Annotated in this window: 18 protein-coding genes; 11 read left to right on the top strand and 7 right to left on the bottom strand. The window is 61.6% G+C overall.

From position 1 onward, the window contains the following. Positions 1 to 36: 36 nt before the first annotated feature. Genes proC through AC3DEZ_RS14145 form a run of 7 tightly spaced genes read right to left on the bottom strand, consistent with a single transcriptional unit; the run spans position 37 to position 9,722 of the window. Entirely contained in the window at positions 37 to 858 is an 822-nt protein-coding gene (gene proC / locus AC3DEZ_RS14175) for a pyrroline-5-carboxylate reductase (RefSeq protein WP_488388791.1), read from the bottom strand. Next, positions 855 to 2,855 (bottom strand): S9 family peptidase, encoded by a 2,001-nt coding sequence (locus AC3DEZ_RS14170; RefSeq protein ID WP_488388790.1) that lies wholly within the window; start codon positions 2,853 to 2,855, stop codon positions 855 to 857. The genes proC and AC3DEZ_RS14170 overlap by 4 nt, the downstream gene beginning before the upstream one ends. Then, positions 2,852 to 3,844 (bottom strand): alpha/beta hydrolase, encoded by a 993-nt coding sequence (locus AC3DEZ_RS14165; RefSeq protein WP_488388789.1) that lies wholly within the window; start codon positions 3,842 to 3,844, stop codon positions 2,852 to 2,854. Before AC3DEZ_RS14165 ends, AC3DEZ_RS14170 begins: the two co-directional genes overlap by 4 nt. Further along, on the bottom strand, positions 3,841 to 4,479 hold the full coding sequence (locus AC3DEZ_RS14160; RefSeq protein WP_488388788.1) for an FMN-binding negative transcriptional regulator: 639 nt from the start codon (positions 4,477 to 4,479) through the stop codon (positions 3,841 to 3,843). Before AC3DEZ_RS14160 ends, AC3DEZ_RS14165 begins: the two co-directional genes overlap by 4 nt. Next, entirely contained in the window at positions 4,479 to 5,918 is a 1,440-nt protein-coding gene (locus tag AC3DEZ_RS14155) for an amidase family protein (protein ID WP_488388787.1), read from the bottom strand. Before AC3DEZ_RS14155 ends, AC3DEZ_RS14160 begins: the two co-directional genes overlap by 1 nt. Continuing rightward, on the bottom strand, positions 5,915 to 7,450 hold the full coding sequence (locus tag AC3DEZ_RS14150) for an amino acid permease (RefSeq protein WP_488388786.1): 1,536 nt from the start codon (positions 7,448 to 7,450) through the stop codon (positions 5,915 to 5,917). Before AC3DEZ_RS14150 ends, AC3DEZ_RS14155 begins: the two co-directional genes overlap by 4 nt. A gap of 22 nt (positions 7,451 to 7,472) precedes the next feature. Continuing rightward, complete coding sequence (locus AC3DEZ_RS14145) at positions 7,473 to 9,722, bottom strand: TonB-dependent receptor (RefSeq protein ID WP_488388785.1); 2,250 nt, start codon at positions 9,720 to 9,722, stop codon at positions 7,473 to 7,475. 268 nt (positions 9,723 to 9,990) lie between these two features. Between AC3DEZ_RS14145 and AC3DEZ_RS14140 the strand changes: the two genes are divergently transcribed. The 11 genes from AC3DEZ_RS14140 to AC3DEZ_RS14090 all read left to right on the top strand — a co-directional run bounded on the left by AC3DEZ_RS14140 (position 9,991) and on the right by AC3DEZ_RS14090 (position 22,852). Beyond that, on the top strand, positions 9,991 to 10,494 hold the full coding sequence (locus AC3DEZ_RS14140; RefSeq protein WP_488388784.1) for an Lrp/AsnC family transcriptional regulator: 504 nt from the start codon (positions 9,991 to 9,993) through the stop codon (positions 10,492 to 10,494). Between the two features lie 283 nt (positions 10,495 to 10,777). Then, the gene (locus AC3DEZ_RS14135) at positions 10,778 to 12,691 is read left to right on the top strand and encodes a hypothetical protein (protein WP_488388783.1); all 1,914 of its coding nucleotides are present in this window, start codon (positions 10,778 to 10,780) and stop codon (positions 12,689 to 12,691) included. Between the two features lie 82 nt (positions 12,692 to 12,773). Next, a complete protein-coding gene (locus AC3DEZ_RS14130) occupies positions 12,774 to 13,451 on the top strand; it encodes a hypothetical protein (RefSeq protein WP_488388782.1) in 678 nt (225 codons plus the stop codon). Then, positions 13,448 to 14,197 carry a hypothetical protein gene (locus tag AC3DEZ_RS14125; RefSeq protein WP_488388781.1) on the top strand — a complete coding sequence of 250 codons (750 nt, stop codon included), beginning with the start codon at positions 13,448 to 13,450 and terminating at the stop codon, positions 14,195 to 14,197. Before AC3DEZ_RS14130 ends, AC3DEZ_RS14125 begins: the two co-directional genes overlap by 4 nt. 64 nt (positions 14,198 to 14,261) lie before the next feature. Then, positions 14,262 to 15,509 carry a DNA (cytosine-5-)-methyltransferase gene (gene dcm, locus AC3DEZ_RS14120; protein WP_488388780.1) on the top strand — a complete coding sequence of 416 codons (1,248 nt, stop codon included), beginning with the start codon at positions 14,262 to 14,264 and terminating at the stop codon, positions 15,507 to 15,509. Between the two features lie 4 nt (positions 15,510 to 15,513). Continuing rightward, complete coding sequence (locus AC3DEZ_RS14115; protein ID WP_488388779.1) at positions 15,514 to 15,918, top strand: very short patch repair endonuclease; 405 nt, start codon at positions 15,514 to 15,516, stop codon at positions 15,916 to 15,918. After that, positions 15,915 to 17,249 carry a type II restriction endonuclease gene (locus tag AC3DEZ_RS14110; protein WP_488388778.1) on the top strand — a complete coding sequence of 445 codons (1,335 nt, stop codon included), beginning with the start codon at positions 15,915 to 15,917 and terminating at the stop codon, positions 17,247 to 17,249. The genes AC3DEZ_RS14115 and AC3DEZ_RS14110 overlap by 4 nt, the downstream gene beginning before the upstream one ends. Positions 17,250 to 17,568: 319 nt before the next feature. After that, complete coding sequence (locus tag AC3DEZ_RS14105; protein ID WP_488388777.1) at positions 17,569 to 17,874, top strand: XAC0095 family protein; 306 nt, start codon at positions 17,569 to 17,571, stop codon at positions 17,872 to 17,874. 237 nt (positions 17,875 to 18,111) lie between these two features. Next, positions 18,112 to 20,913, top strand: coding sequence for a TonB-dependent receptor plug domain-containing protein (locus AC3DEZ_RS14100; RefSeq protein WP_488388776.1), 2,802 nt, complete (start codon positions 18,112 to 18,114; stop codon positions 20,911 to 20,913). Positions 20,914 to 21,182: 269 nt separating this feature from the next. After that, on the top strand, positions 21,183 to 21,884 hold the full coding sequence (locus tag AC3DEZ_RS14095; RefSeq protein ID WP_488388775.1) for an RNA polymerase sigma factor: 702 nt from the start codon (positions 21,183 to 21,185) through the stop codon (positions 21,882 to 21,884). A gap of 2 nt (positions 21,885 to 21,886) precedes the next feature. Beyond that, complete coding sequence (locus AC3DEZ_RS14090) at positions 21,887 to 22,852, top strand: FecR family protein (protein WP_488388774.1); 966 nt, start codon at positions 21,887 to 21,889, stop codon at positions 22,850 to 22,852. Positions 22,853 to 22,936: the final 84 nt, after the last annotated feature.

Here is a 22,936-nt window from a genome sequence, read left to right as displayed (position 1 = left end):
TGATCGAAATAGTGTTGTATGGGGCTGTTGCCAGCTTCAACCGAACTGTGCGGCCAGCGTTCGGCCGCGCGCATGCGCGGCGTCCACGGCCTCATCGACCAGCCTCGCCCAACCACCATTCTCCAGGGTCTGGATGGCCGCCTCGGTGGTTCCGCCGGGGGAGGTGACCCGTCCGCGTAACTGCGCAGGTGATGTTCCCGAGGCCTGCAGCATGCGCGCGGCGCCCAGCAGGGTCTGCACCACGAGGTGGCGTGCGATCGCGGGCGGCAGGTCGCGTGCGCAGGCGGCGCTCTCCATGGCTTCGGCCAACCGGTACAGATAAGCCGGGCCACCGCCGGAGATCGCAGTGACCATATCCATCTGTGTCTCGCGCTCGATCCAAACGGTCGTGCCGGCACCACGGAACACCGTTTCGACAACGGTCCGCAGCGTGACGTCCAGCGATGGATCCGCATACAGCGCGGTGATTCCCGCGCCGATGGCCGCAGGCTGATTCGGCATGCAGCGCGCGAGGGTGTCGATCCCCAGCCAGTGCCTCAGCTGGGCATGGGTGATGCCGGCCATGACCGAGATGATCAACGGTCGCATCCGCGCCGCTTGTCCGGCCAGCGCCTCGCAAACCCCGCGGGCCACCTGTGGTTTCACCGCCAGCACCCACACGGGCGCGGTGGCGACGGCGTCAATGCCCTGCTCGAACACGCTGACGTGCAACTGCATGGACAAGGCATCGCGGGTGGCAGCGACCGGATCGGCCACCGCGATCCGCGCCGGGTCCCGGCCTTGGCTCAGCAAGCCCTCCACCAGGCAGCGCGCCATGTGCCCGCCCCCGATGAAGGCGACCTCCATGCCATCGCTCATGGGGATTGCTCCGTTCCCAGTTGCAGATCCAGCCAGTCCAGAACACGTTGCTGCACATCGCGCCCGTGGGCGGTTTCGAAGAACCAATGCGGCCCTCGCGGATAGGTGACCATGGTCACCGGCGTACCGTTGAAGACGAGTGCGCGATGGAACATCTCGCCCTGCGACAGCGGCACGCGTTTGTCTTCTTCGCCATGCAGGATGAGCACCGGGACTTTCACCCGGTCGGCGTAACGAATCGGCGAGTGCGCGTCATAGCGCGTACGCTGCGCTACGGGATCCCCGAAGTAACCTGGAAGATAGTCGGGGGTGTCGGTGGTGAGCGCCATGGCGCCGATGTCGATGACACCCGCGCCGACGATCGCGGTCCGGAAGCGGTCGCTCTGCGTGACCGCCCAGGCCGCCATGTAGCCCCCGTAGCTCCAGCCCCCAATGGCCAGCCGCCGCGGGTCGACCACGCCTTCCTTTTCCAGCATGTCCAGGCCATCGAGGATGTCCTGGAAATCCCCGCCGCCCCAGTCGCCACGCGCCATTTCGGCGAAGGCATGGCCGCCGCCTTCCGAGCCGCGTGGATTGGGCAGGAACACCGCATAGCCGCGGGTCGCCAGCAACTGCGCCCAGTCATGCCAGGAGCCCAGCCAACCCGACCACCAGGCCCATGCCGGACCACCGTGACCCTGTACCAGCGTGGGCAGGGGCGTGCCCCGCTTCCAACCGGGCGGCGTCACCAGCAGGCCGGTGATGCTCAAACCATCGCGCGAGGAGGTCCAGGCCAGTTCCCGCACCTGACCGTGCGCCCATCCGGCGACCTGCGGGTGGGTGTCGGTGCGCGCGGTCAGCTTGCCGCCATCCAGTGTCCACACCTCGGCCGGCTGGTCGTCACGAATGCCCAGATAGGCGCCACGACCGGTGCCCGTCGTGGTGAATGAAGCAAACGGAATCCGGGGGCGTGCGATCTCGCGCCAATGACCGGTCGCCGCGTCCAGACGCAGGAAGGCGCCCCGGACACCGCGCTGACCCAGACCCAGCAGGGTGCGATCATCCTGCCAGCGCGCCAGCCACAACGTGCCATTCCAGCCAGACGCCAGCACCGTCTTCCGATCATTCCCGACCTCGTGGACAGTGATGTCGGCGACCATGCCGTGCTCGCCCAGATGGCCATAGAGCAATCGCGTCCCGTCGGGTGACCATTGCAGGGGATGCGCCGACGCGCGTGCTTCCAGTTCCCTGGCAAGCTCGCCGGTATCGGCGTCCAGCAGAACCACGCGCGAGCGATACCAGTAATCATTGAGGGTGGTGTCACGGGATACCCGCACGGCAAGACTTTGCCCATCCGGGGACCAGGCCAAATCGTGAACCTGCAGATCCGGCGCGGTCAGTGCCCGGGCTTCCCCTTGGCGCAGGTCACGCAGCCAAACGCGTGAGAACTGCGTGGGGTGATCCGCCAGCACCGCGTCATCCTTTGTCTCGCGCGCGGCGACGGTGGCCGCAGTGGGCGCATCCGCGGCCAGATAGGCGATGCGGGTTCCGTCGCGCGTTACTTCGAACGCACTGACATCACCTGGCGAATGCGTCAGGACGGTTGGATTCTCGCCCTTCGCGTCGACTCGCCATACCTGGGCATCGGCCACGTTCTTGGAGTCATCCGCAGCGGATGAAGATCGATTGGAGATGAAATACAGGTAGCGACCGTCCGCACTCCATCGCGGATGCTCCTCGTTGGTGCCTTCAGGAGCGGTGACTTCACGGGCGCCCCCTTTTCCCGTCGCCGGCACAAGCCAGATGCGGCTGAGCGGTCGCTTCCCGTGGCTCCGGGGCGTGCCCTCCGTGTAGGCGATCCAACGGCCCTCGCGATCGATCTGCGGATCGCCGACGATCTTGAGTGCCATGATCATTTCCGGCGTAGGAATCACCGGAGATGCCTGTGCCATGGCCAAGGTCGGTAGAGCCGTCATCATCAGGCCGATGACGATCAGGCGGTGAAGCATCGGCCTCATGCGGAGAGTCCTTGCGAGGAGAAAACCAGGGTGTGTTGGCGTATCCATTCTGCCCCGCGGGCAATGGCATCGCGTGCCTGATCGGAGACCGACATCGCCTCGATGAAGCTGTGCGGCGCGCCGGGATAGACGTGGGCGTGCACCTGCACACCCGCCTGTACCAGCCGTTGCGCCATCGCTCGGTTCTGTTCGGCCAAGACGTCGCGGTCTCCCCAGAGCAGCAGGGCGGGTGGAAGATCCCGCAGTTCCGCATGGAGCGGCGCCGACAACGGGGTGACAGTGTGCTCCGCTTCGGGTCCCAGATACGCGGTCCAGAACTCGTCCATCTCCGCGCCACTGAGCATATCCTCGGAGGTCCCCAGGGTCTGGCGCGCAACAGCGGATAGGACCGGTGTCCAGGCGCCGTAGTTGAGGACCAACGCGGATATGCGCTTCAGTTGTCCAGCCTGGCGAAGGCGCAGAGCGGCCGCCACGGCAAGATTGGCGCCGGCGGAATCACCGCCCAACGCAATATGCCGGGCATCGATACCCGCATCCGCGCCGTTCTCGTGCAGCCAATCCAGTGCGATGACGGCCTGGTCGAGCGCCGCCGGGTAGGGATGCTCGGGCGCCAGGCTGTAGTCGATCGCCACCACCACCCTACGCGATGCGTCGGCGTATTCCCGCAGAAGACGATCATGCGTATCGAGTCCGAACATGCACCATCCGCCGCCATGGAAGTACACCAGCGCGGGGGAAGGCTGCGCCTCCATGACCTGCGGATACAACACGCGGAGACCAAACTCACCGTGTGGAGAAGCCAGGCGGTAGTCCCGGGTGGCGAGCATGCGGGGGCCGCCTTCGCGCCATGGCGTGCGCGCCTGGGCCGCGATGAGCCGGCGCTCGGGCCAGTCAAGCGCGCGGCCACCGCGCAGCCGCGCGCCCTCCCGGCAGACATCTTCGATGAAACGGCGGATCTGCGGGTCCAGCGCCTCCAGGCTGCGGCTCATGCGCGCTCCTTCGCATCACCGGCGAAATCCCGCATCCAGCCGATCAGTGTGTGCTCGCCACCCGCTTCCAGCCCGGCCAGCAGTTGAGCGAAGTCTTGCCGCGCCTCGTCCTGGCCGAGCTTGAACGTGGCACGCGCCTCAAGCACCGAACCACGCAACGCAACAACGCCGGAAGCCAATCGCGCATAACGCTCGCCCATCTCATCCAGCGACCAGGCACGCGGACGACTGGACTCCATCTGGGCCGTGAGCGCCTCGAGTTCAGTCCGGATGTCGCCCTCATCCGAACTGACCGTGACCTCCAGGTCAAAAGCCACGGCGGCATAGTTCCAGCTGGGCGCCTGGGTACGGTCATCGAGCCAGCTGGGAGACACATAAGCCTGCGGTCCCATCACCAGCGCTTGCGCGTGGCCATCGCGCTGAAGGCGAGCGACGTGCGGATTGCGTTTTGCCAGATGGCCACGCAGCGCCACCAGCTTGCCGTTGGCGTCGCACTCCGTCCGCAGCGGGAGCGGCGTGAATGCGGCATCCTCGCCACCGCACGACACCAGCCAGGCGAGAGGTTGAGCGGCAAGCAGGCGCAGCACGTCGTCCTGCGTTCGCGCCGCGTAGCGGCTGTCGCGGGCATGTCCCATCAGCGTATCTCCTTCATTGCGGTGGCCGCGGAAACATCAGGCCAGCGGCCATTCCACGGCGCCGCCTGTTCGAGTTCGGTGGCCAGTTGCAGCAGCAACGGCTCCTGTCCACGGTCGGCGGCGAACTGCACGCCGATCGGCAATCGATCGCTTTGTCCCAACGGCAGCGATATCGCCGGCGTACCCGCCAGATTCTGTAGTGGGGTGTAACTCATCCAGTGGAACATCGCGGGAAGCAATTCCTCGAAGTCGCGGTCGGGAGTAAGTTCGCCCAACAGGGGAGGAAGGCTGCGAAGAGTAGGCGTCAGCAATACATCGACATGTCGATGGAGCGCGGCGAACGCGGCTGGCAGCGCGGCCACGATCGCATACGCCTGTTCCAGCTCTGCCAAGCCGCAACGCGTGCGATGGTAGTGGGCGAGCCCGTGCGTCCACGGCTCCAGCGACCGGGCGGCGAAATCGTCGCCGCCTTGCGCGGCCGCGATCTCCACGGCATCCAGGCCAAGCCGGGACCACAGGGTGTACAGCGCCTGCCATACCTCCGGACCGGGCAGCGGATATTGCGTGGTCTCAACCTCATGGCCGAGCGACGAACACAGCGCGACCACGTCCTCCAGCACGCGTGAAACCGCGGGATCGGGCGCCAACCCCGGCAAGGAGGCGTCAATCACGCCGATTCGCAAACGTCTGGGTGGACGGGTCAGCGCCTGCACGCTGAAGTCGGCATCCGGGTAGGCGGCCGCGAACGCCCAGGCCGTATCACGCACGGAGCGCGACATCAGGCTGTCGGCCACGATCAGATCCTCGATGGCATGGCGACCGCGCACCGCGACGGTGGCGCCGCGCCCGGGCTTCAGGCCGACCACGCCGCAGGCGGAGGCGGGAATGCGGATCGATCCGGCCCCATCGCTGCCATGGGCCAACGGCACGATGCCGGCAGCAAGTGCGGCACCCGCGCCACCGCTGGAACCGCCGGGCGAGTGATCCAGGCTCCAGGGATTGCGCGTGACCGGGCCGAGCAGGGGCTCGGTGGAGCCCATCAGACCAAACTCGGGCATGGCGCTCTTTCCAATCGCCACCAGCCCGGCCGCATCAAAACGCTGGACGAAGGGCGGCGCGTCGGTCGCGGGGATACTGCTGCGCGAACGCGAGCCGCCGCGCGTGGGCATGCCGGGATAGCGCACTGAATCCTTGGGCAGCCACGGCACGCCGGCCATCGGCGCGTCGGGGGAAACACGCGAGGCGCGATCCAGCGCGCCATCGAAGTCGGCATGGCTGAGCGCGCCCAGCGTGGCATCGAGATGGCGTGCGCGCGCGATGCCGGCGGCGGTCAGCTCGCGTGGCGAAAGCTCACCGCGGCGAACCAGAGCGTACTGATCGTGCGCATCCAGGCAGCCCAGCTGCAGCGCCTGGGCCAGGGGAAAAACTTCAGAGGTCATGCGTTGGAATCCTGCACTTGCCGGCGTGCCCGGCGCTGGCCATAGCCGAGATAGAGCGAGGCGCCCGCCAGTACGTAGACCAGCAGGATGGTGGCGGGCAGCACATCGCCGCGTCGCACCTGCGCAAGCATGTCGCCCAGGACCGGGGCCATCATCGCCAGGCACATCACGATGCCCAGCACGGGGACCACGCCAATCCACGTGCGGCCTATCCACACGCCGCCTAGCGGTACACGGAAGCCGCCGCGCAGGTCCGGGCGCCGGGAACGCAGCCACATCACCGCGATGCACACCACGATGAAGGCCGAGGCGATGCCCAGGCAGATCAGATCGCCAAGGATGCTGATGGGCAGCAGCGCCGCCAGCAGCGCGCTGGCCCCGCCAAAGGCCACGCTGGCCAGCCAGGGCGTACCCAGCTTCGGATGCACGCGGGTGAAGAAGGCCGGCAGCAGACCATCGCGGGCGATGCTCAGGCTGATACGGGAGGCGCCATAGGCATTGGCCAGCAGCACCGAGCCGAGCCCGGTCAGTGCCCCGATCTTGATCAGCACCGCGAAGCCGGGCCAACCGATGCGATCGACGGCCAGCGCCACCGGATCCGGCACGCCGAGTTCGCGGAAAGGCACCAGGCCGGTCAGCACGGCGCCCGCGGCGATGTAGAGAACCGTGCAGACCACCAGCGAACCGAGGATGCCCACGGGCACATCCCGACGCGGCTGGCGTGCTTCGGCGGCCGCCATCGAGACGGTCTCGAACCCGAGGTAGGCGAAGAACAGCATCGCCGCCGCACGCAGGACGCCGGGCCAGCCATAGGCGAAGCCGCCTTCGTTCGGCGGAAGGAACGGCCGCCAGTTGGCCGCATCGATGAACTGCGAACCCACCGCCACGAACGCCAGCAACACGGCGATCTTGATCAGTACCAGCACCAGATTCGCCCATGCGGAGCGCCCGACGCCGGCAATCTGCACGGCCGCCGCGGCCAGCACGGCCAACATGGCGACCAGATTGATTCCGCCGCTGAAAGCCAGTTCGGTGTGGCCGCCCTGCTGGCTGGCGGTGACGCTGGAGGTGGCCAACGCCAGTGGGACCGCGACGTGCCAGTCGCCCAGCAGACTGGTGAGATAGCCGGCAAACCCCGCCGCCACCGCCGCGGCCGCCAGCAGATACTCCAGGATCACCATCCACGCCAACGCCCACGCCGCACCCTCGCCCAGGGTCACCTGGCAGTACGAGTACGCCGATCCCGACACCGGGATGACCGAGGACAGCTCCGCATAGCACAGGCCGGTGAACCCGCAGGCCATCGCCGCCAGCACGAAGGCCAGCACCACGGCGGGACCGGCGAAGCTGGCCGCCGCCGTGCCGGTCACGACATAGATGCCGGCGCCAAGAATGTTGGCCACGCCCAGCACAAGCAGACTGCCGGCGCCCAGCCGCCGGTGCAGGCCGGCACGCTCGCCATCGGCCACCACCGCCTCCAGCGACTTGCGGCGGGTGGCCAGCTGCCAGCGCCCCATCGAACGCGCGTTCACGAAGCCTCTCCCTTCCATCGTGTCAGTAGCGCCAATGCACGGTCACGCCGTAGGTGCGCGGTCGCACCACGCCCTGGCCGATGCCGTTGGTCTCGGGCACGGTGCGGGTAATGCCCCGCTTGTCGGTCAGATTGCTGCCGAACAGGGTCACCTCGGTGTTGCCGAAGGTCATCCGATAGCGCAGATCGAACAGGTTGTAGTTGCCCTGGCGATTCGGAGTGACGCCCGGTACCGCGGAGTTGAGGTCGCTGATGCCGCTGCCGACATACTGGTGTGACAGCGAAATCGTCGGCGAGAAGCGCGTGTCGAAGTGGTAGGTCAGCAGATTGCTGACCGTCCAGTCGGCCGAACCCGGAAGCTGCGAGCCCGCCGGCGCGGTGCCGTAGTAGAGGATGAACAGATCCTCGTCCAGCCGCGCGCGCTGCCAGGTCGCCGAGCCCTGCCATTCGAAGGCATCGGTCGGACGCCAGGTGGCCGCCACCTCGATGCCGCGGCTGTAGGCCTTCCCGCCATTGCTCGCATAGTTGAACAGGTCCGGCGTCTGCAGGCGCAGCTGGATGTCCTTCCAGTCCACGTAGAACAGCGTCGCGTCCAGCAGAAGACGGCCATCGGCCCATGTGGTGCGCGTACCGAGTTCGTAGTTGATCAGGCTGTCGCTCTTGGAACCCGACGGCACCGGATAAGCGCTGAGGCCGGAGGTGTTCGGCTCACCGAAGCGAAAGCCCTCCGAGATCAGGCCATAGACCATCACATCGGCGCTGGGCTGCCAGGTCAGCGACACCTTCGGATTGAAACCGTCCTCCTCGGTCTGCTGCCGGGAAATGATCGGGTTGCCGGGATAGGTCGAGAAGCCGACCTGGGTGGTGGTCGTGTGCACCTTGTTGCGGAACAGACGGCCGCCGGCGGTGAGCTTCCATTGCGCGTTGAAATGGAAGCTGGCCTCGCCGAAAAGCGCGGCCTCGGAGCCGGCGAGATCGGTGAAGTAACTGTTGAATATCTGCCCGTCCGGCGCGATGACCGCGCCACTGCCGGGTCCGAACAGCGGCGACCGGTCGAACGCCCCCGCCGCGCCTTCGGCGCCGATGCGCTCGTACAGATCCTTGTCCGAATCGAAGTACATGCCGCCGATCAGCCAGTCTACGCGGCCTCCCGGCTTGGACGCCAGACGCAGTTCGATGCTCTTGCCCCGGCTTTCGCCGCCGGACACGATGTACAGCGGCGCGCTCAGATCCAGGCCCAGATCGGCGTTGTAGGCCGCGCGTATGGGCGTGTAGTCGAACCGCCAGTCCTGCTGCTTCTTCTGGTGCGCGAGCAGCGCCGTCAGATCCGCAAAGCCAAGATCCTGATCGAGGCGCAGGCTGTGCACGGCAATCTTGGTATTGGTGAACTCCGGCAGCGCGGTGTTGCGCTCCAGATCGCCGAGGCCGACGATCCGGTAGCTGTTGTCGTCGCTGTCGCTGTTCTGCAGCAGGCTCAGCCAGGTCAGGGTGGTCGCTTCGCTCGGGGTGAGCACGACCGACAGGCGGCCTCCTTCCAGCGTGCTGTCATTGGCGCCTTTCCGGCCCGTGCCGATGTTGTCCAGAAAGCCCGGCGCATCGCGGTACTGCGCCACCGCGCGCACGGCCAGCAGGTCCTCCTTGAGCGGCACGTTCACCATCGCCTTGGCGGCAAAGCCCACGTCGGCGTTCTTCGTCTGGCTGACCGTGAGCTCGGCGGAGGCGTCAAACCCGCTGGCATCGGCCACGTTGGCCACGTAGTTGACCGCGCCACCCATCGACGCCGATCCGAACAGCGTGCCCTGCGGCCCACGCAGCACCTCGACCCGATTGAGGTCGAAGGCATCGACATCGGGAATGGCGATGGTCCAACCCGGCTCGGTCAGCGGCACCTCGTTGAGGAAGTAGCCCGTGGTCGGTTGGCCCTGCACATTGCCCGCGCTGGTGGCGATGCCACGCATCACCACATGGGAAACGCCGGGCTGGTAGCTGTTGAACACTACGCCGGGGGTACGCTGGATGTAGTCGGCCAACGACTGCGCGCCCAGGTCCTGCAACTGCTGGTCGGTGACCGCCGAGACCGAACCCGCGATCTCGCGGACGGACTCGTTCAACTTGCCGGCGGTGACCACCACGGTTTCCAGGTTGGTGGCGGCGTCCTGATCGGCCTGCGGCGCCGCGTCCTGTCCCCAGGCAGGCGTACTGGCCATCAGGCCGAAACAGCAACCGAAACGGATGGCGCGGGTGAGCTTGCGAAGACGCGGATGCGATGACATGACACGGTTCCCCGGGATGGCGATGGAAAGGGCCGCCGGCGGTTTTCGCGCCTCGGCCAACATGGCTGACCCGAGTGAAAGTGAAAAAGGCTACCGCTGTCCAGCAGAATCAACGGACGTCAGGGTTGCGGTAACTGATTGATTCAAAGGATGCTGCTGTGCGGAAGGCCGAAGATGTGGTTGGTCTCCCGCAAAAAATATGCAGAATCTGCGGCGAGGACCGCCAAATGGTGAACAACCTGCGGCACCCCCCAACCGCCGGACACCCATGACCGCCAAAACGCCGGACCGCATCGACCTGAAGATCCTGGATGTGCTGCAGCAGGACGCGCGCATCACCAACCAGGCCCTGGCCGAGCGGGTCGCGCTCTCGCCCAGCGCCTGCCTGGCCCGCGTACGCACGCTGGAGGCCAAAGGCCTCATCCGCGGCTACCGGGCCCACGTGGCCGTGGACCGCATCCGCTCGGCGACCGTCGTGCTGGCCCAGGTCGCGTTCAAACAGCACGCGCTGGAAGAGTTCACCGAGTTCGACCGGCGCATCCTGGCCATGCCCGAGGTCGTGGAGGCCTGCCGGATTTCAGGTTCGTATGACTACCTGCTGCGGGTCATCGTCAACGACGTGCACCACTGGAAAGACATCGCCCGCCTGCTGCTCGGCGGCGACTACGGCGTGGAGAAGATCGTCTCGTACTTCCTGATGGACGAGGTCAAACCGTTCAGTGGGTACCCGCTGGTGGAGGCGACGACGACGCGGCGTGGGGGGCGGGGGTGATTTAAAGGGATCCGCTCGGAACAGTCGCTTGCGACAGTTGGTTATCCGATCCGGGCCGAGAAAAGGACGGACTCAGTTCTCATGGTCTCGTTCTCAATCCGGATTGGTCCACCTCACCTGAGCGAAGCCAGCGAGGACGGGTGCCAGGTTGCTTTTCGTGAACAGGTTTGCAAAATATAGACCAGCGCCGCCCGATGACTGGGGAGTTTCTGGCAGGCGAGCTAGACAATTGGATTGTCGTCCTGGAAACATTGCCGGGGCTTTACAACGGGGAGTGTTGATTGTGGCTCATTGGCAGTTTCGCCCGCTGAATCCGAACGAGACTTCGGGTACAAGCATCTCCGATGACAACTTCGCGGACGAGGAACGTACAAGCGTCGAGATCCTTGTACGTGAAACTCTTCAGAACCCACTGGACGCGCGCAGCAATGGCGAGACTGTACGTGTGGAGTACAAGCTGGTCACAGTTGATCTCGCTACCAGTGAGTTTGCTCGTTCCATATTCTCCGATGATTGGATCAAGCATTTCAAAGCTGGGGAGCTGATCGACAGCGAAACGCGCCCTGAAAAGATAACTTTTCTGCTCATCGAGGATTTCGGGACGACCGGGCTAGAAGGCTGTTACACCGACTCGTCCCTAGAAGGTTCGACCGAGAACTGGAATGCCTTCTGGTTCCGCGAGGGCGAGGGTGCGAAGACGACAAGATCTAATGGCGGCGCTGGTCAAGGTAAGATCACCTTGTATTTGGCAAGCCGATTCAGGAGCGTTTTTGCTTTGACGAGGCGTAGATCCGATGGAGCCGAACTTCTCTTCGGTTGCTGCCGTTTCAAGCGCAATTACAAGTTGCCTGGTGACGGAAAGCGCTGGGCAAAGGAGGCACGATGGGGCGCCATAAGCGATCCAAACCTGCTCGCGGTACCTATCGTGAAGACGCCAATGCTCAACGAGATGAAGAACGAACTCGGCTTGACCCGAGGGGAGGATGCTGGAACAACTTTCATCGTTCCACTACCAACAGACGATATAACAGAAATTTCATTACGGAATGCTGTCGTAAATGAATTTTTTTTCGCTATCAATCGTGGTCGCCTCGTGGTGAAGATAGGTAGTGTCACGCTCGATGATTCGACGGTCGCAGATGTAGCCAATAGCATGGGGCGGGAGTGTCGTCTTTTCCCGGGCTACCGTGACTTCCTCGCATCGACTTCTAAGCAGACAGATGCTCCTGCCACCGCCACTGCCAAGGAGTCTTGGACTCGAGAAGCGAAACTATCGAAGCTTGCGTTTGACGAGATTGAGTTGGATTTGCTGAAGAAGAAATTCGAGGCTTCTGAACTTGTCTCGATCGACTTTCCGGTCACTGTAAAGAAGAAGAAACCAAAGGAAACATCAGTATCGAAGTTTCGTGTCTTTCTCCAGCAGGATGAGAACGCAGAGCAAAGCCAGGAGCTTTTTGTTCGACAGGATCTTGGCATTGACGGCGAGAAGAGGTTGAGAGCGGCGCGCACCATCACCCCGGTGAAAGCTCTAACTTTCATTCAGGATCCGAGACTATCTGACTTGCTGGTAGCAGCTGAAGAACCAACCCATCGGAACTGGAACGCGCGGCGCCCCAAGGTTTTGGCTCAATACACGTCGCCAAATGATGCGCTCAATGCTGTGCGCAACGCGGCGTTGCGCCTTGTGCAGCTGATCTCCCCGGAGGGCAAGAAAGATGACACAGCCTTGGCACTGTACTTTGCTGATCCAAATTCAGAACCCGCGAAACGGGTGGGAGGTGGTGGGATCATGCCCGACACTCCTAGAGGTGAGCCGCAGCCATTAGGAGAGATCCCCAAACCAAAACCTAAGCCAGTCCTCCTCAAGATTCTCGATGATGGCTTCGAGGTCCGTGCAAAGCCATTGGAAGGCTTTACCTTGCCAATCGACTGTGAGATCGAATTGGCTTACGCAACTACCGTCGGTGACGCATTCAGACTATGGGACGCCGCAGACTTCTGGATCGGCGATGAGGCTTCATATACTCGTTCGCAATCAGGCGTTTCCGGGCTGACGACTGACTTGAACACCATGCGCTTCCGGCTAGACAATGAACGCTCTTGGCTGAAAGTTTCAGGCTTCGATAAAAATCGGCAACTTGAAGTGCGTGTGAAGTATCGGGAGGTGTTCGATGGGACAGATAACGAGGACAACTAATCCGACCGGGCTAAGGAAGATCGACAAGAAACACTTTGTGGTGCGAGTCAGGAACAATGGACTTGATGGCAGGATTTTCTGGTTGGACAGCTTCGATTACCTCGCTGCCAACTTGGATCCGTCGTTGAACTTGGGATGCGTTGCCCACGCAGGGAGCAGCGAAGAGTATTTTGACTTGGGCCTCGTGTCGGATTTCAAGAAGACGCCTGCAAGCATTCGGACACTTGCCACTGACAAGCCACTGAAGTTCAGATTCATAATTAACAAACTTGGCGCGTCGCTACTTACCGGCTACGCAGACGGCGTCAGAGCCTTAGATGAAGCTGGGAACCTCGGCTCCAGTTTGGTTGATATCGAGCCTGCCAATCTGAAGGGCATTGCGTGGAGACTGCAATTGCCAGAAGGTAACGGCGCAGGTGAAAAGCCAAATGTCTTGGTAGAAAGGTCGCTATTCCCGAACGCAGCTTCTGCCGTAAATCATCACTGGTTTGGTATTTTGGTTATGCCCGAGGTCATGCGCCAAATTGCCTTGGCTATCGCCAAAGAGCCATCGGCACTGGATGACTCAGAAACATGGATCGCTCCTTGGGCGGATTTTATCGCCGCGTTGGGCGTCGACCCTCCCATTGAGTACGACGAAGACGACACGACAGGTCCTCAGGCTTGGGCCGATGAAGTTGTAACCAAATTTTCCGCGAGGGGAGTGTTCAAGTACCACATGACGGCGGCCTCGGCAGAAATGGGAGGCGAGGAACAATGATCATGCAGGTCAGATCGCTCAATGAAGTGGGCATCGTCAAGTTCGGAGCATGGCTTGACGATCCAGTAGGAACCGCTCCTCAAGACCTCTTGATGGACGACCGTGCAACGGATGCAATTGATGGCGTGTATGAAATCGATCCGACCAAGCAGTTCTTGACTAGTTACGACCTAGGGAGCTACTTGACCGCCAAGGTGTTCGTGGAGGTGGTTGACCGGTTTTCCTTGCTTTCGGAGCATGGTATGTGGGCGTGGTTGTCCTTGGCCTTCATCGACAGTCTTGTGAAGAGAGGACGAGGTGGGGATGCAGGGAAGCCCCTCGCGAAGGCGCACTATATTTCGCAGTCGCCACGGCTGGGCTACCGACTAATTGTCCGGACCGCATGGGACTTGGTTAGTTTGCATGGAGAGGCGGCCAAGGTTGCTTTGGGGTCCTCGAAATCTCCGTGGGGCGAAATGGCTGAACAGATGACCGCTCGTCAGGAAATCTACGCCCATCGCAGCTTCTGGCCGGTAGCTAGTGCACTTTACGCAATGCCCGACGGCTCGGTAAAAAGAGGGGCGACGTCACAGCGCACGAAAGAAGCTCGTCGTGACCCGAAAAGCAAGGCGGGGTTGGGGGGAGTGCGCCGCCTGCCGTTCACCTTCAAGCAGTTCGAGCGCACGTACAACCTGCGTCAGATGACCGAGACCGAGATAGCAGGCCTATTGCCGACCGAGTACCAGAAGTGGCAAACCGCGGGTTGATCTCACCCGGAGAGACAGAAATCGGACATACTGTCCGCATTCCGTCCCCCCGCCGAGATCGCTAATGAAAGATGTCCTGGAACTCCTGACTATGCTCCGTGGCCGGTACAACCAGCGGGAGTTGGCCGAAGCGCTGGGAATCAATGCTCGTACCCTCCGCCGCTGGGTCATAGGTGAGACCGAGCCTCCGCCGTATGCCGCCGACGCCATTCGCCAGCGGTTGTTGCCATTGGCTAGCGCGGAAGAGCGAAGTGATCGCGACTTCCGCTTCATTGACCTCTTTGCAGGCATCGGCGGTATTCGAATGGCATTCGAAGCTCACGGCGGACACTGTGTGTTTACGAGCGAATGGAACCACTACGCCCAGAAGACCTATCTGGCCAATTTCCCCGAATCTGCACACTCTCTGGAGGGTGACATCACTCAAGTGGATGCGGCGAAGATTCCAGAACATGACGTTCTTCTCGCCGGCTTTCCTTGCCAGCCTTTCAGCATAGCCGGTGTGTCGAAAAAGAATGCGCTGGGTCGGGCCCATGGCTTTGCCGACGAAACGCAAGGTACCTTGTTCTTTGATGTAGCCCGAATCATAGCTGCCAAGCGTCCGGCAGCATTCCTGCTGGAGAACGTCAAGAACCTTGTCAGCCATGACAAAGGCAACACCTTTCGAGTCATCAAGAAGGTTCTGGAAGAAGAGCTCGATTACCGTATAACCTGCGAGGTTGTCGATGGCGCGCATTTCGTGCCGCAGCATCGCGAGCGCATCCTCATTGTTGGCTTCCGTGAGCAAACCGATTTCAGTTTTGCGGACATGGAACTACCGACTCACAAGCCGACGATGAGGGAGATATTGCATCCCCAAGACGGCAGTGAACCACCGGAAGGGCACTTTACCGTCGGTGCGAAGGCCAAAGTCAATGACCGCTACACCTTGACGCCAAATCTCTGGGCCTATCTTCAGGCGTACGCCGAGAAACATCGAGCTGCCGGCAATGGCTTCGGCTTCGGTCTGGTCGGACCGGATAGTGTCTCGCGCACGCTATCTGCTCGCTACTACAAGGATGGTTCGGAAATTCTTGTGTCCCAGGGCCCGCGAAAGCGTCCACGCCGACTCACGCCACGCGAATGTGCTCGGCTCATGGGCTTTCCAGATGATTTCGTCATCCCGGTCAGCGATACCCAAGCTTACAAGCAATTCGGTAATAGTGTCGTCATGCCCGTCATGCGCGAGGTTGCCCGGATAATGAAGCCCCGCATCTTGGACCTGATTCGTCCGGAGGTGGCGCAGAAGAAGTCGCTGTTGGCTGCTGCGTAGGCGTATGGACGTTGTGGATCGCGCAACACGAAGCCGGATGATGGCCGGCATCCGTGGCAAGAACACAAAGCCGGAAATCATTGTGCGTAGCTTCCTTCATCGTGCGGGGCTACGATTTCGCCTGCAAGTCAAGTTGGTGGGCAAACCTGACTTGGTATTCCCGAAGTATAGCGCCGTGGTATTCGTGCACGGTTGTTTCTGGCACCGACACGAGGGTTGTCGCTACGCCACGACCCCCGCCAGCAACGTCGCTTTCTGGAAGAAGAAATTTTCCGCCAATGTGGAAAGAGACTCGAGGGTCAAGCGGATGCTTGAAGAACTGGGCTGGCGGGTGCTGACTATCTGGGCTTGCGAGCTAAACACTCCAATGTTACAGAGATTGGAGCGACAAATCAGAAATGGCGAATGACTATGGGTTTTCATCCCGACTGGAACGAAATCTCCGTTTGGATAGCGCAGAGCGAGCGCATCTTCATCAAGAAGTTGTCCAAGAATGATACTTCGTGGGCCGACGGCGCAGAGAATGGGCATCAAAATGGTTTTTTCATTCCCAAGGCCATTGCGGAAACCTCCTTCTTTCCAAAGCTGAAGAATACTAATCCGGAAAAGCCGCACATCTTCGATGTCGAGTACCCAACGTTCTGGCCCGCTTCTGGCGAGACATCCGTGTCGAAGATCAAATACTACTCCAAGCGAAGTCCTGGTACTGCGAGGGAGAGGCCGCGATATGAGTGGCAGCACACGGGAGTACCCAAGGATCAGTTTCAGAAACTTTCACCGGCATCGCTACTTATTGTCGGAGAACTAAAGGAAGCGATATCAGGCGCGTATCACTGGATTGTAGTCGTTGACTCACTAAGCGAAGAGGCCGCGATCGTCGAAACCGTTTTCGAGTTGCAGGCCGACTTTCATTTCGGACTGTTTGACTCGGCTTTTCTCTCAGCCCAACCGACAGAGACCGAGCAGCTAGTTTCAGAACTCTCCAAGGCCATCAAGGATGGAACATTGGAACAGTTCATTCGAAACCAGGCACTTCCAGCTCCGAACGCTCTGGCGCGACAAGCGCAGACGAAATGGCTGGATGAGAGCGGGCTGGATAGCATGAGCCCGTTCTCGGTTTCCCGGCCGGGGGATGCGGTCATGCGTGTCAGCAGAGACATTGAATATTCCATCTATAAGCAGGCGGAACTTCGCTTCCGTGCCGCCCAAGTTGCGCGCATTCTGCTTTGCTCCGATGGCGATCCTGTCTCGAATCTCGTCCGAGGATTTCCCGAGCTCGACAAGATCTTCCTTGGCGCCGCACAAATGCGGAAGAGTCGTGCTGGACTCTCCTTCGAGTATCATGTGGAGCGACTTTTCAAGGATGGCCGCATCCGCTACGAGGCGCAGGCCGTCTTCGGTGGGCGCCGCCCTGACTTTGTTCTTCCAGACGTGAAAACGCTGAACGCAGATGGAGATGCAGTCATCGTTTCACTGAAAACGACGCTTCGAGAACGGTGGAAGCAGCTGGCACTAGAGAAGCCACTTGGCATGATCTTTCTTGCTACCGTCGATGACCGAGTATCGGGCGAGGCAATCGAAGAGATGCATCGAAACTCCATCTCTCTCGTGGTTCCAGAGTCTCTAAAGAAGAAGGCGAACGAATCGGGCTATGACAAATATGAAAGCGTGATCACTTTCAGGCAATTCTTCGACGTAGAAGTGAAGGAAAAGCGTTCTTGTTTGATTCTTCCTCTCTAGTTGCATGTAAGTATCGCTGGTTACGAAACTAACATTGAGCGTCTAAGCATTGAACGTGTTCGATGACGAAGGCAGACTCGTCGCCGGAGTCTAGAAACTCCTTCGTAGTGCGGAGTCACCATGAAGTTTCGGTGGCTCTCTTTGTACCAGCATCATCGGTACTTCCGGCGTGGCACCAGTTCGCGTCGGGAGGGCGGCTAATACAACACCTCGCAAGAGGAAATACGCCCGCCGACACTACGCGGTTTTCTAGCCTCCCGACATCCCCGTTTGCGCTTCAGCGAACGGGGTTCTTTCCCCACGGACTGGAGTACCGCCAATGAGGTCTGACGCCCCCGCAAGCCCGTTGCCACGCACGGGTTTTTTCTTTTCCGAAGCCGCGATCTACGAGTTGAAGCAGCTGCGCAATCAGCTCAGCCTGATGAGCTATCTCAGCGCCGCGTGTGGCGGTGATGAGGACAACGAGCCGACCATGGCGATTCACCGCTGGTACGCGAGCTTCGAGAGCATGGAGCGGCAGGTGGAGCGGATCATGGGCCAGTCGGAATGGATTTCGGTCATGCCGGCCGAATCGGGCGCCAAGCACAAGCGAAAGCTCCTGAAGCGCAAGCGCGCGATGCGCTAGCGCAGTCGGCGGTCATGCCAGGGCGAGGTGTGCCGCCTTGGCATGAACCGTCTGGATGTCGACTCCATTGCGGTCGCATGGCTTGTGCTCGAAACTGGTTGCGCTTCAAATGTGATATTAAATACTTTGAAATCAAATACTTGCATGTAGTTTGTCCTCTTCCTATGTTCGAGGCCCGAACCATTGGGGGTTCGGACGCAGAGCGGTTCGCGCTCTGCCATCGACCAAGGGGAAGTCATGCAAGTCCATCACGTATCAGGTCGTCGCCCTATCAGCGTGGCCGTCGCCTTTGCGGTCATGGCGCTTTCCTTCCATGGGCCGACGTTGGCGCAGGAAGACAGCGGGAAATCCGACCACAAACAATCCACCACCAGCCTGGACAAGGTCACCGTCACCGGCTCCCGCATCAAGCGGGTCGACATCGAAGGTCCTTCGCCGGTCACCGTCATCACCGCGGACGACATCCAGAAGGAAGGGTTTTCGACGGTCTATGAAGCCCTTTCCACGCTCAGCCAGTTCACCGGCAGCGTGCAGAACGAGCTCAATCAGAGCGGCTTCACGCCGAACGCGCAGTTCATCAACCTGCGCAGTCTCGGCCCCGGCTATCAGTTGGTCCTGCTCAACGGCAAGCGGATGGCCGACTATCCGATGCCCTACAACAGCCAGTCCAACGCTGTCAGTCTTAGCAGCATTCCGGCGGCGGCGGTGGATCGTGTCGAGATCATGACCGGCGGCGCATCCGCCATCTATGGCTCCGATGCCGTGGCGGGCGTGATCAACATCATCACCAAATCCAACTTCGAGGGTGACTCTCTGTATGTCCGGGGCGGTACGACCACGCGTGGGGGTGGCGATACCGGTCTGTTCCAATGGGTCGGCGGCAAGACCGGCGATCGCTGGAACCTGATCTACGCGCTGGAGTACATGAACCGGGAATCCATCCTCGCGTCGCAGCGCGATTTCATGGATTCCTACCTTGACAATCCCCGCTACCGGGACGATCCGCACAACGCGACCGCCGCCAGCGGCGTCTATCTGTACCAGAACGGTTCGGGTTATGTGTGGCCCGACGCGAACGGCCACCTGTCCGGTTCGGTGGATGCGCTGCGCTCGGCGTGTGCGGCGACGTCCCCGGACTTCCAGCCTTTCCGATCCGCGCGCAATGTCGCCAACGAGAACCGTTGTGGTTATTTCGGCTATCCGGCCACGCAATCCATCCAGAACAGCTTCGACAAGGCGTCGGCCTATCTGTCCGGGACGCTGGATTTCGGCCAGGACCTCCAGGCCTACGGTCAACTGCTGTACACCCGCTCGAAGAACACCGGCGCGAGTGCGACGCGATTCTGGCAGACCGCCGGTTGGGTGCATGACCCGGCTCTCGGATATCTTCAGGCGAAGCGCATCTTCACTCCAACCGAAACCGGGGGGCCGCAAAAGTCCGTCTTCAAGGAAGAATCGCTCAGTCTGAACCTGGGATTGCGGGGCACGTGGTGGGAGGGGCGTTTCGATTGGGATGCCGGCATCTCGCACTCGCGCTACGACATGACCCTCGAGATGCCGTATTTCACGACGGACCGCATCAATGACTACTTCTTTGGCGACCTGCTGGGGTATGTCGGGACGGCCAGATACCCGAGTTATCACGTCCGGGTGGACCGCCTGTTCAGTCCAATGTCGCCGGCGGACTACCGATCGCTGATCACGACCGTCCATTCGACGGCGGAATCCCAATCCACCCAAGGCCAGTTCGCCCTGACCGGCGACCTGTTCGATCTGCCGGCCGGGCCGGTTGGCATGGCATTCGTGCTGGAGGGCGCGCGCCAGAAGTACGCGCTCAACCCGGATCCGCGCAGCGCCACCGACTACACCGGCAAGGACAGCATCTACAACCTCACCAGCACCCGCGGTGGCGGAAGCCGGGATCGCTACGCGCTCGGCCTGGAGTTTGGTGTGCCCATCCTGCACAACCTGAAGGCCAACCTGGCCGGACGCTATGACCGCTACGACGACCAGACCGATGTGGACGGCGCCTTCACCTGGCAGGCGGGGCTGGAGTGGCGTCCCGTGAGTTCGCTGCTGTTGCGTGGCACCCATGCGACCAGCTTCCGGGCGCCCGACATGCACTATGTCTACGCGGGAAACTCGGGCGCCTACATCTACATCACCGACGCCTACCTCTGCCGGACGAAGGGCATCGACCCGACGTCTCCGGATTGCTCGGGCCCGGACTACAACTACCAGGTGTTCCGCACCTACGAGGGCAGGAAGGACCTGGTGGAGGAAGAGGGCCGCTCCAACACCGTGGGCGTCGTCTGGGACGTGATGAACCAGATGTCCGTCAGCCTGGACTACTACAGCATCAAGCTGGAAAACCAGGTGGGCGAAATCGATTCCGACTACCTGATGCGCACGTACGCCGACTGCCGCCTGGGCACGGACAGCCGGGGCAATCCGGTGGATACCGGTTCGCCTTCCTGCGCCCACTTTCTGGGCCTCATCAGTCGTGATGAATCCTCGCTGGGCAACGGCAAGGTGGACCGCTATTCCGCCTATCCCGTCAACCAGTCGATGATCCGTTCGGATGGATTCGACGCCACCTGGAAGTACGCACTGGACACGGACCGTCGGGGGAAATTCAACTTCCAGATCAACTACACCCACGTCACCAAACTGGACCTGCAGCGCTTCGCCGACGACGAAGTGGAGAACATCCGCGACGACCGCCGCTACTACAACTTCCGCAGCCGGGCCAACTGGACCGTGGGCTGGGAGAAGAACGACTGGCGCACCAACCTGTACGGCTATCGCTTCGGCTCACTGCCCAGCTGGGACGAATCCACACGCATCGCGCCGTACTTTCTCTGGAACCTGGACGTTCAGAAGAAGATCACGCCAAAGGCCACTGTCGGCTTCAGCGTGGTCAACGTCTTCAACAACATCCATCCCCGCGACGACAGTTACACCAGCTATCCCTACTTCTGGCGGGCCTACAGCCCGGTGGGGCGACAGGTGTTTGCCAACTATCGGTATACGTTCTGATTGCCGAAGCGTTCTTCGCGGTTTCCATGGACCCGGCGCAAGCCGGGTCTTCTTTTAACTCAAGGATCCCCTCTGCCGGACGGCTGAAGGGGCCAACTTCGAATCCTATGGCCTATATCTGGCGGACTAGCCAAGCATCACTGCGTGCCACGGATGCGGATGCGACAGGTAGGGGGGTGTTGCCTTCTGTCATCAGCAATTCCAGGGGCATCCCGCCGATGCCCAGGAGGGGGTATCTTGGGCCAGCAGAAGTGCCAACCGAAGTCCCGATGGCCGGCCATGCCCGCTTGCGCGAGAGGGGCGGACTGATGAATGCTGAGGTTGTCGTCCTGCTTCGCCCGCTGGATACCTTCCCCCGGGAGTCTTGCGGTCTGTTGTCCGGTGAGAAAGCCGAGCCGCGCATGTCCAGTCCTCTCCAATCGAACCCTTCCGAATCGAAGCCTGAGACAAGCGCCCTGAGCCCGCGTGAAGCATTCGATGCCGCATTGGGTGAACATCGTGATGAGTTGCTCCACTACCTGCGAAAGCGGCTCGGCGACCGCGAACTTGCGGCTGACCTTGCCCAGGAAACCCTTTCGCGGATGATGAAGTACCGCAATGCGGGCGACATCGAAGACCATCGGCAGATGCTGTTCCGCATTGCCAACAACCTGATCTTCGAACATCACCGTACGCGCCAGCGCCACCGTGCCGGCGACCACCATTCCCTCGACGACACCGACCCGTTGCGCTCGCCTGAGCCGCCGGTCGAAGTCATTGTCGACGCGCGGCAAGCCATCGACATTCTCCTCAAGCGCACGATTGGCGATCTTCCACCGAAATGCCGCCTGGCCTTCATGCTGAGTCGCTTCGACGGACTCAGCTATCCGCAGATCGCGGAACGGATGGGGGTCTCCGTGAAGATGGTCGAGAAACACATCACCAAGGCGCTATTGGCTTGCCGCGCCGCCGTAGGGGACAGGGACTTCTAGACATGATGAACGGTATGGACAAGCACCCAGACCCCATTGACGAACAGGCCGCCGAGCACTTTGCACGGCGCCGCAATGCCACGTTGCGCCAAAGCAGGGAGCGCGACGCCTGGTTGAACGAGGACCCCAGGCATGCAGAGGCGTACGAACGCTTTCAGCGGCTTTGGGAGCAAGCAGGCAGTCTGGTCGGAGACCCGGAACTGAAGGCGATCCAGGCCGCCGATATGGCCGCCTTGCGGCGCAGACGGTGGTTTCGCCCCCAGCGGTTCCTGGCGGTGGCGGCAACGCTGCTGATGCTGGTGGGTCTCGGTTACTTCGTCCTGCAATTCATGCAGGCACCGCCACCCGCCAGATACGCCACGGCGCTGGGTGAACGGCGCACGGAAACCCTGGCCGATGGGAGCCAGATTGTGCTCAACACCGACTCATCGCTGGAAGTCCGCTACTCCAGGGGCAGGCGTGAGATTGCATTGCTGCGCGGCGAGGCCCAGTTTGAAGTGGCACGCGACACGGCTCGGCCATTCGTGGTGAGCATCGGCGAAGATACCGTGACTGCGCTGGGTACGCGGTTCCAGGTACGGCGTGAACCGGACAGTGCCGTCATCACCTTGCTGAAAGGCAGTGTTGAGGTGGCGCGTGGCGATGAGCACCACGTGTTGAGACCCAATGAGCGTGCCATCCTGTCGGCAAGGACCGGCATGGCGATCGCCCCCATCAACCCGGAATCCGCCACCGGCTGGCTGGAGGGTTGGCTTCGCTTCCATGGCGCGCCCTTGGCCGAAGTCATCACGGAAGCAAACCGCTATTCCAGGGAGAAGCTCCGGCTGGGCGATCCCCGCCTGGCCGATGTGCGGATCAGCGGGAACTTCCATGCCGGCGACAACGCTTCCATCGCCGACGCCGCCAGCCTGATCCTGCCGGTACGCGTGGAGCGGCGTGGAAGCGAAATTGTCCTGATGCCGCAATGATCCGGTAATCGATGCAAGGTAGGGGGAATTCCTCGCACGCCATCAACCTTCTCAAGGGGAGAGGTCGGGCACGGTGCCCGCTGC

The organism is Pseudoxanthomonas sp. 134C1 (genome assembly GCF_057773065.1).
The sequence above is the reverse complement of the archived record's forward strand: the minus strand, read 5'-3'. Positions and strand labels throughout refer to the sequence as shown.